This is a genomic window from Bacillus sp. FJAT-26390, from assembly GCF_001682865.1.
Taxonomy (GTDB): domain Bacteria; phylum Bacillota; class Bacilli; order Paenibacillales; family Paenibacillaceae; genus Pristimantibacillus.
In genome coordinates, this window is the sequence record NZ_MAQX01000022.1 from 985,014 (window position 1) to 993,904 (window position 8,891).

The window sequence follows — 8,891 nt, forward strand, 5'->3', positions numbered from 1 at the left end:
GATGAGAAAATCCTTTTTCGTAAAAAACGTGCTTCGTTTCATAATACCGCTGCTTATACCGCTCATTATATTGGGCGGTTTTTCCATTGTAACGACCTTAAGCTATATCAAAACAGAGCTCAACACGAGCAATTACAAGATGCTGGAGCAAACCCGCAGCACGGTGGAGCTGATGTTCAACGAGCTGGACTCGGTGCATTACACTTTGAACTATAACACGAGGCTTATCCTGCGGCTGCGCTCGCTGCTGACAGGGAATGAAGCGAGCTCAAGCGATATTGAAGCCTTTAATCACTTTATGGGGATCATTAATGCACCGACCAATATCAGACCGCATATTCACTCGATCTATTTGTATTATGATAATGCCGACGGTAATTTCCTCGCTTCCAATGAGGGGAGGGTCAACCTCAAAAACTACAATGACGTTTCCTGGTATGCTACGGTTACGGCTATGAAGCAGAAGAAGCAGGATTTGTATATCGAGCGCCGTACGATGAAGCGCTTCTCCTTCGATCGTAAGGAAACGGAGCTCGTGACACTGTACAAGCGGTTCGTTCCGCCGGGTATGACGAAGACGGAAGGCTACATGGTAGCTAATATATGGATGGATGAGCTGGAGAAGAGTATGGAGAAGCTGCTTTACCAGCCGCAGCAGCTGGTTTTCATGATGAATGGGGAGAAGGAAATTCTCACTACGACAGATGTCTCTCATGCGGACCTCAAGGGTATCTCTGAGCTCGATTTGTCGAAGTCGCAGCAGTATAAGTCCAAGGTTACGGGGGAGAGCTACGTAGTGTCCAAGCTGGACTCAGATTTCTATGATTTGCATTATATCTCCGTTACACCGAGTCGCCATTTCTACCAACTGTCCACGAACCTGCTTTACCTTACGGTGACACTTGTGTTTGTTTCATTGGTGCTGGGGCTTGTTCTGACTTATTACATTTCCAGGAAAAATCATCGGAATATGATGCGGGTGCTGCGGACGATCGACAATGCGGAGCAAGGGAAGCCGATCCCGCGGCTGCCGGAGAAGGTAACGGACGAATACAGTTTTATTTTGCAAAGCATGATCAAGTCATTCGTCGAGCGCAGTGCTCTCAAAATCCAGCTGACCGAGAAAAAATATATGCTGCAGACGATGGAAATGATGGCGCTGCAGTCTAATATTAATCCGCATTTTATGGCTAACACGCTGCGGACGATTTTTTGGAAGGCAATAGGGCTTACGGGCGGGCAGAACGAGGTGAGTCAAATGCTCGACTATCTATCAGAGGTTATCCACTATGCCATTAGCTCGTCCAATAAGAAGGTTACGCTGGAGGAAGAGCTGCGGAATACAAAGCATTATATCGAGATTATGAAAATCCGCTATAAGGACAAGTTTCGTATGGTTTGGGATTATGACGAGGATTTGCTTGATTATGAGGTCTCGAAGCTCTTGTTTCAGCCGCTGCTCGAAAACGCCATTTACCATGGCATCAAGGAGAGCAACCGATTCGGATATGTAAAGGTTCGGATCAGGCGCCGCGGCGCCAAGCTGCATATCGCAATCATTGATACGGGTGTAGGCATGACGCGGGAGCGGCTCGTGCAGCTAAGGCAAATGATTATGGCTGAGAAGGAAAGCAAGCATATCGGGCTGTTCAATACGTACAAAAGGCTGCAGCTAATGTATGGCAGCGGGCATCATTTCCGCCTACGCAGCAAGCTAGGCTGGGGAACGTTGATTGAAATTGTACTTCCTATCGATGAAAAAGAAATGTAGTGGGATTCGATAGTACCGATTTTGACGGTCCGGCTGAAATCTTTGGTTTTATTAGGGAGAGAAGAGGTATTTCTACTTCACTTCAGTTTCTATTGCAGGAGCAGGAACCGATAACCGCAGAATTTAACGTTGATGTAAGCTGAACAAGTTGTTGATATGTTTTAGCGAGGATTATAGAATTTTGAGAAAATGAAATAAAAATTGTAGACTGAGCAGTGGTATTGCACTAATGGGTAACGTTAGTTAAATAAAAACACGGAAGCAGCTGACCACAATGATCGGCTGCTTCATCACGCTATACCAGCTAATAGCCTGTCAATATTTAATAATTAATGAAGTAAACGAAGGATGCTATACTGGTAAAAATGCATGTCAAATAACCGTCCCATAGAATTTGGGAAGGTTTTCCTCAATATCTAAACGTTGCTTATTCAGTCAAGCGGAAAGGTTCTTTCTTGGTCAAAATCGCATAAATCCAATGGATCAGTCTATTTACACAAGCGATCACAGCTACTTTAAATAGTTTGCCTTCTGAACGCTTTTTGTCGTAATAAGCTCTTATTTTCTTGTTACGTGAGCCTTTCAGTCCACACCTTACAGCTTGATATAAGGCTGTCCGAAGCCTTCTAGAACCACGTTTGGTGATTTTATTTCGGGTTGCTGTAAACTTGCCGGAAGAGAAGACACTTGGATCAATACCGGCAAACGCAACTAGTTTCTTTGGGTGATCGAACCGATCGATTTCACCGATCTCAGCTAAAATTGTTGCAGCAATTTTAGTGCCAATGCCGGGTATCGATTGGATTAAATCATATTCCAGTAATTCTTCAGCAAGGATCTCTATCGATTTATCAAGTTTTGCTAAATGCTCCTGGTACTGAAGAAGTAAATTAATGAACAGCTCCAATGAGATTAAATGACTCGGAAAAGCGGTCTCCCTGAAGGGATTTCGTTCTGCTGCAGCCATTAGTTTCTGTGCCCGTTCCAGCGACCATCTGTTTGAACTGACATGTCCAACTAGGCGTTGTATGCTTGCTGTAACGTTTTCCTCGGACATCGCTAGCACGGATTGAGACGTTGGATACTGCGCCAGGAAACGAAGTGATACCTTAGAATAAAGGTCACCAAACACGCCATGATACTCTGGAAAGACTTGATCAAGCACTGCTTGAAACTGCAACTTTACCTGGACATACATTTCAGTAAGTGACTCATGTTGCCGTGTCAGGTAACGCAGATTCATGAGATACTGACCCCGTTTTTTGTAAGGCTCCAGCTCTTCTTTGAAGAACATTTCACCCAACTGGTATGCGTCAGCAACATCCGTTTTCACCTTACGTAAATTCATCTTTTTCGCTTGGTGTGAAATTAACGGATTGATAACGATATACAGATATTGATGATCATCTAGAAACTGAATAACTGGACTATGATAATGGCCTGTTGCTTCTAACACAATAGCTGGACGATGCCCAGCAAAGGACTCCACGTTTTGAGCAAAGCGGAGGAAGGACGCTAATCCCTCAAGATTGTGCTCAAATCGAAAGGTCTTTCCGTAAGGCATTCCTCGATCAGAAAAAGCTTGTGCATGACTTTCCCCTTTAGATACATCTAATCCAATGACAGGGTTCATTCAATCACTCCCGATATTATATTCGCCGGCAACCCCTAACCTTCTCGTCGTCCACATTATCGCATGTGATTCGGGATCATTGTCCCAACCAGCCTAATCATGGTTTAACAAGTAGGGGGGATGAACTGTATAGCTCTCGGGATCCAACTCCCACGGGCAGAAACGTTCGATCCCCGGCTACCGCTATCTTATGACCTCACAAAAATGAGGTCTACCAGAAAGATCTGGTGACCTCATAATACGAATGGGCAGGATTGCGTGGTGTCGCCATTAACGACAATTATATTTCAATTAACTTTCAAGGCTAATTTGATGATAAAATAATTTGAAATACAGAGATTGATGCTGCTGAATCTTCGAATAAGTGTATCTGACAAGGAGGTGGGTATTACTAATGATTGATTTAAAAAAGTTCAAGCGTTTATTAAAAGAAACATTCGAACAAGAACTTATAAAGTATGGATTCAATGGCACAGGCGGTAAGTATAGAACAAAACCTAATAATCATTTTATCTATACTGTCAACATTCAAGCTGATAAATATGGCGGGAGTTGTTGTGTTGAACTTGGAGTATACATAGACTTCATCCCAAACCCTTCGGGTGTTCATGTCCCTCTTAATAAAGTCTCATCCTATGATTGTGATTTTCGGTGGAGACTTTCAGACCTTGAAGATGAAGATTTATGGTGGAGTTATGGTGAAACGGAAATCGAAGCCCTTGAAAACATCGGACATATGACAGAAATTTTTGTGGAATACGGTTTACGATACTTCGAGTATTTTATTAATTTCCCTGAAAGTCTCACCAGTACTAGCATAGAGGACATAGAACAAAGTAATAAGAATGTAAAACGGTGGGGTGAGTTGCCAACAGATATTAGATTAGCATTAGTTATATCTAGAGTACATTTGTATGTGAACAACAGTGAGCAGGCTATTTATTTTGCAATTTGGGCGATTAATCAGATTGGAAATAAACTTGCTGGTAGTGCTTTGATTCCTGTGTTTAACGAAATAATTAACGAAGCAACTGCTGCAAAGAGTTTACAATGAAGAGATTATTGATAATTGAACTATCGGGAAACTATAGCTTAACGACAACATGACGGCAGCCGGCTTCTGATCGGCTGCCGTTTTCGTTGACCAAACGGGCAGCATTCCTATAATGAAGAAATACGAGGTTTGAGAAACAAAAAGACTCCTTGGTATGATGTTAATGGGTCCACGATGCTGGCCAGCGACTGGATTCAAAAACAAACCAAGGAGACTACAAAATGAATTCTACTCAAAATGAACGCATTAATCAAATAACTTCTTCTACCTTAATTGTCGGTGTAGACATCGCTAAATTCAAACACGTCGCTCGAGCACAAGACTACCACGGAGTCGAGTTCGGGAAGCCAATTACGTTTGAGAACGACCGTGAAGGCTTCGAAATGTTCGTTAGCTGGTTCAGAAAGCTTGCAACGGAGCAAGGGTTCCAGGACGTCATCGTTGGCATGGAGCCGACCGGTCACTACTGGCTGAACCTGGTCCATTTTTTAAGAGAACAGCATGTTACGTGCGCTGTGGTTAATCCGCTCCACGTGAAGAAAAGCAAAGAATTGGATGATAATTCACCAACCAAGAACGACATCAAAGATGCTAAAGTCATCGCACAGCTCGTTAAAGACGGAAGATACGCCTTACCTAACCTTCCCCAGGGCATCTATGCTGAACTAAGGGAAGCGATGAAAATTCGCGATCATCTGTCGACTGACCTGCGTGTGGTACAAGGCCGCGTTCATAATTGGTTATATCGTTACTTTCCAGAGTTTCTCACAGTGTTTAAGGATTGGGAATGCAAGTCTGCACGTCAGATGCTCGGTCTTTGTTTGTTGCCGCATGAGCTGGCTTCTCAGTCAGAGGAATCTCTGCTGAGCCATCTTAGAGAGGTTGCCAAGCGGGGACTCGGCATAGAACGTATGAGAGGTCTGAAAGCAGCAGCAAGTCGTTCTGTTGGCATACGAGAAGGTACAGAGCTAGCTAAAATCGAGCTCAAGCTGTTGTTAACACAGTATGAGATGCTTGAAAGTAAGTTTGAAGAGCTTGAGGTAAAGCTCGATGAACTCCTGGAGCAAATCCCGCATGTGAAGCCATTACTAGCCATTAAAGGCATTGGTCGGAATAGCATAGCTGGTTTCCTCGCTGAAGTTGGAGAAATTGAGCGCTACCAGCATCCGAAACAGATCATCAAGCTCGCAGGCTTGAACCTCAAAGAAAACACATCTGGTAAGCACAAGGGACAGACAAAGATCACGAAGCGAGGACGAAAGCGACTAAGAGCGCAACATAATTAAAGTTGCCGTACTTGAAAAGAGTTCGATGCGTTAAGGATTGATGAACTTGGGTGGTAACACGGAGTATTAACTCTCGTCCCTTTACGGGCGGGAGTTTTATTTTTTATCACAAATGTAAATATAGGAGGTTTTTTTTATGGAAAGAAAAAACACTTTTAACGAAATTGCTAGGGAATACGACAAGTACAGACCTAGATATCCAGAACAATTATTTACTGACATCTTGAAGTTGGCGGCTATCAAGCAGGGCGATTCCATACTTGAAATCGGCTGTGGCACAGGTCAGGCAACGAAAGGTTTTGTTGATTTAGGTTTTGATAATGTGACTTGCATTGAATTAGGTCAAAAATTGGTGGAACTTACTCGTGAAAAATTTAAAAACAAACCAAATGTTAATATAATCAATTCCTCATTTGAATCTTGGCAGAGTGAAAAGAGTAACTTTAACTTGGCTATATCTGGTACAGCTTTTCACTTTATTCAGCCACAAGAAGTTGGCTATCGCAAGGTATTCGACCTGCTCAACGACGAAGGTTCTATAGCATTCTTTTGGACCGTCCATATTCCGTCTTTTGATGATGTCTCTAATCGAATTCGAGAAAGTTACAATAGATATGCACCCCAACTAGATGACTCGAAAAACCCTACCATTGAACAAATTATCGATGATAGGTCAGTTTTAACTCTAAAGGATGGGTTGTTTAAGGAATTAGAAATAAAGCAATACATTTGTAATCACACCTATACAGCTGATGAATATATCTCTTTATTAAACACTAATTCCAGACATAGACTACTTCCCGACAATGTGCGATTTGAATTGTTTGGGGAAATCAAAGAAGCGATTGAAGAAGATGGTGGAACTCTTAATAAACCTCAAGCTGTTGTATTGTACCATGCAAAAAAAACAAAAGTGAATACCTAAAATACTAATTCGCTAAGCTAACGGGCAGGTTAACTTGGTGGGCATATCGTCATTATTAGTATGTTATGTTACAGTTAGTGGAAATCGGAGCATAAAGTAACCCGTGTGTGAAGCGAAATTTAAGAGTCTAATAAAAGGGTGAAAGTATTGCTTAAATGGATAAAAATATTGTGGATATTGTCGGCTTTAATTAATTTATCTGGAGTTATTTGGCTCATTATTGGATCAACAGCCAACTTTCAACGCGGGATTGATCTAATTACAACAGTAATTATGATTGATATCGGAATACCTTCCTTGTTACTAATTGTTTTGTCAGTCATTTTACTTGTTAGAAGGTGGTCTCCACAAAGAGGTGGAGTTTTAGGGATTTTTGCTTTAATTGTCAGCATGCTTTTGTTAACTCCTCCATTGTATAAGAGTGTTGATACGAGCGGCTGGTTAACAGAGAGAGTTATGACAGATACAATACAAATGACAACAGACGGTCATTATGAATACAGCATAGAAGTTATCAATATATTTCAAAGAAACAGCTATGCCCGTCTATATCTAAAAAACGTTTCTACGTCAGAAGAAAATCACATCCGTTTAACACTGCCAATTTATGCGATCCATGGGATAGGGGTTGAGAAAGTTAACTATTGGGTAAAACTGGAGTTGACTTCGGAAGCAGACACATACATTTTACACACGACGAAGGATTTCCCTTTATCAGGTGAACGGTTTGAAGTAGACGTAATTAATGGTCAGGCAATAAAAATTGAATAATACATATTTTCAATTTGAACAGTTAAATCAACCCATTACGCTAACGGGGAACGTTAGTTAAATAAAAACACGGAAGCAGCTGACCACAATGATCGGCTGCTTCATTACCTAACGGGCAGCATTCCTATTATGAAGAAATACGAGGTTTGAGAAACAAAAAGACTCCTTGGTATGATGTATGTGGGTCCCAGATGCTGGCCAGCGACCGGATCCAAATACAAACCAAGGAGACTACAAAATGAATTCTACTCAAAATGATCGCATTAATCAAATCACTTCTTCTACCCTAATTGTCGGTGTAGACATAGCAAAGTTCAAACATGCGGCACGAGCGCAAGACTACCGCGGAGTCGAGTTCGGAAAGTCCATTACCTTTGAAAATAACCGAGAAGGCTTTGAACGATTTGTTAGTTGGTTCCGAAAGATTGCGATGGAGCAAGGGTTCAAGGACGTCATAGTCGGTATGGAACCCACTGGCCACTACTGGTTGAACCTCGCGTATTATCTGAAGGAACAACAAGTCTTATGCGGAGTAGTTAATCCGCTGCACGTGAAGAAAAGCAAAGAATTAGACGACAATTCGCCGACCAAGAATGACATCAAAGACGCCAGAGTCATCGCACAGCTCGTCAAAGACGGAAGATACGCCGTACCTAATCTACCCCATGGCATCTATGCTGAACTAAGGGAAGCAATGAAAATTCGCGATCATCTGTCGACTGACCTGCGTGTAGTGCAAGGCCGCGTCCATAATTGGTTAGATCGGTATTTTCCAGAGTTTCTCACGGTGTTTAAGGATTGGGAATGCAAGTCCGCACGCCAGATGCTCGGTCTTTGTTTGATGCCGTATGAGCTGGTTTCTCAGTCAGAAGAATCTCTGCTGAAGCATCTTAGAGAGGTGGCCAAGCGAGGACTCGGCATAGAACGTATGAGAGGTCTGAAAGCAGTTGCAAGCCGTTCCGTTGGCATACGAGAAGGTACAAAGCTAGCAAAAATCGAGCTCCAGCTGTTGTTAACACAGTATGAACTGCTTGAAAGCAAGTTTGAAGAGCTTGAGGTAAAGCTTGATGAACTCCTGGAGCAAATCCCGCATGTGAAGCCATTACTAGCCATTAAAGGTATTGGTCGGGATAGCATAGCTGGTTTTCTCGCTGAAGTTGGAGATATTGAGCGCTACCGGCATCCGAAACAGATCATCAAACTCGCAGGGTTGAACCTCAAAGAAAACACAAGTGGTAAACACAAGGGACAGACAAAGATCACGAAGCGCGGACGAAAGCGACTAAGAGCGCTGCTATTTCGCGTCATGATGCCACTTGTGGCAAAGAATCGTGCATTTAAAGCCCTGCATCAATATTACACAAAGCGGCCAAACAACCCATTGAAAAAGATGCAGTCGCTCATTGCGCTTTGTGGTAAGTTAATTCGAATTCTCTTTGGTGTCCTGAAGA

6 protein-coding genes and 1 pseudogene are annotated in these 8,891 nt (G+C 42.5%); 6 read left to right on the forward strand and 1 reads right to left on the reverse strand.

All coding sequences use genetic code 11. The annotated features are described in order from the left end of the window. Position 1 precedes the first annotated feature (1 nt). On the forward strand, positions 2–1,771 hold the full coding sequence (locus A7975_RS20930; RefSeq protein WP_065386376.1) for a sensor histidine kinase: 1,770 nt from the start codon (positions 2–4) through the stop codon (positions 1,769–1,771). Between the two features lie 427 nt (positions 1,772–2,198). Here the strand turns inward: A7975_RS20930 and A7975_RS20935 are convergent, their stop codons facing one another. Next, complete coding sequence (locus A7975_RS20935; protein WP_065386377.1) at positions 2,199–3,404, reverse strand: IS110 family RNA-guided transposase; 1,206 nt, start codon at positions 3,402–3,404, stop codon at positions 2,199–2,201. Between the two features lie 394 nt (positions 3,405–3,798). Here A7975_RS20935 and A7975_RS20940 point away from each other — a divergent pair, with 394 nt between their 5' ends. From A7975_RS20940 to A7975_RS20960, 5 genes and pseudogenes are all read left to right on the forward strand, one after another. Beyond that, the gene (locus A7975_RS20940) at positions 3,799–4,458 is read left to right on the forward strand and encodes a DUF4304 domain-containing protein (RefSeq protein ID WP_065386378.1); all 660 of its coding nucleotides are present in this window, start codon (positions 3,799–3,801) and stop codon (positions 4,456–4,458) included. Positions 4,459–4,679: 221 nt separating this feature from the next. Continuing rightward, positions 4,680–5,732 (forward strand): annotated as a pseudogene (locus A7975_RS20945) (IS110 family RNA-guided transposase); the annotation flags it as partial. A 148-nt stretch (positions 5,733–5,880) separates the two neighbouring features. After that, positions 5,881–6,669, forward strand: a complete 789-nt coding sequence (locus A7975_RS20950; RefSeq protein ID WP_065386379.1) for a class I SAM-dependent methyltransferase — start codon at positions 5,881–5,883, stop codon at positions 6,667–6,669. A 138-nt stretch (positions 6,670–6,807) separates the two neighbouring features. Next, positions 6,808–7,440: a hypothetical protein gene (locus tag A7975_RS20955; protein WP_255314412.1), complete on the forward strand. Its 633-nt coding sequence runs from the start codon at positions 6,808–6,810 to the stop codon at positions 7,438–7,440. Positions 7,441–7,678: 238 nt separating this feature from the next. Continuing rightward, the coding region (locus A7975_RS20960) for an IS110 family RNA-guided transposase (RefSeq protein WP_065386380.1) at positions 7,679–8,891 on the forward strand (1,213 nt) is incomplete at its 3' end.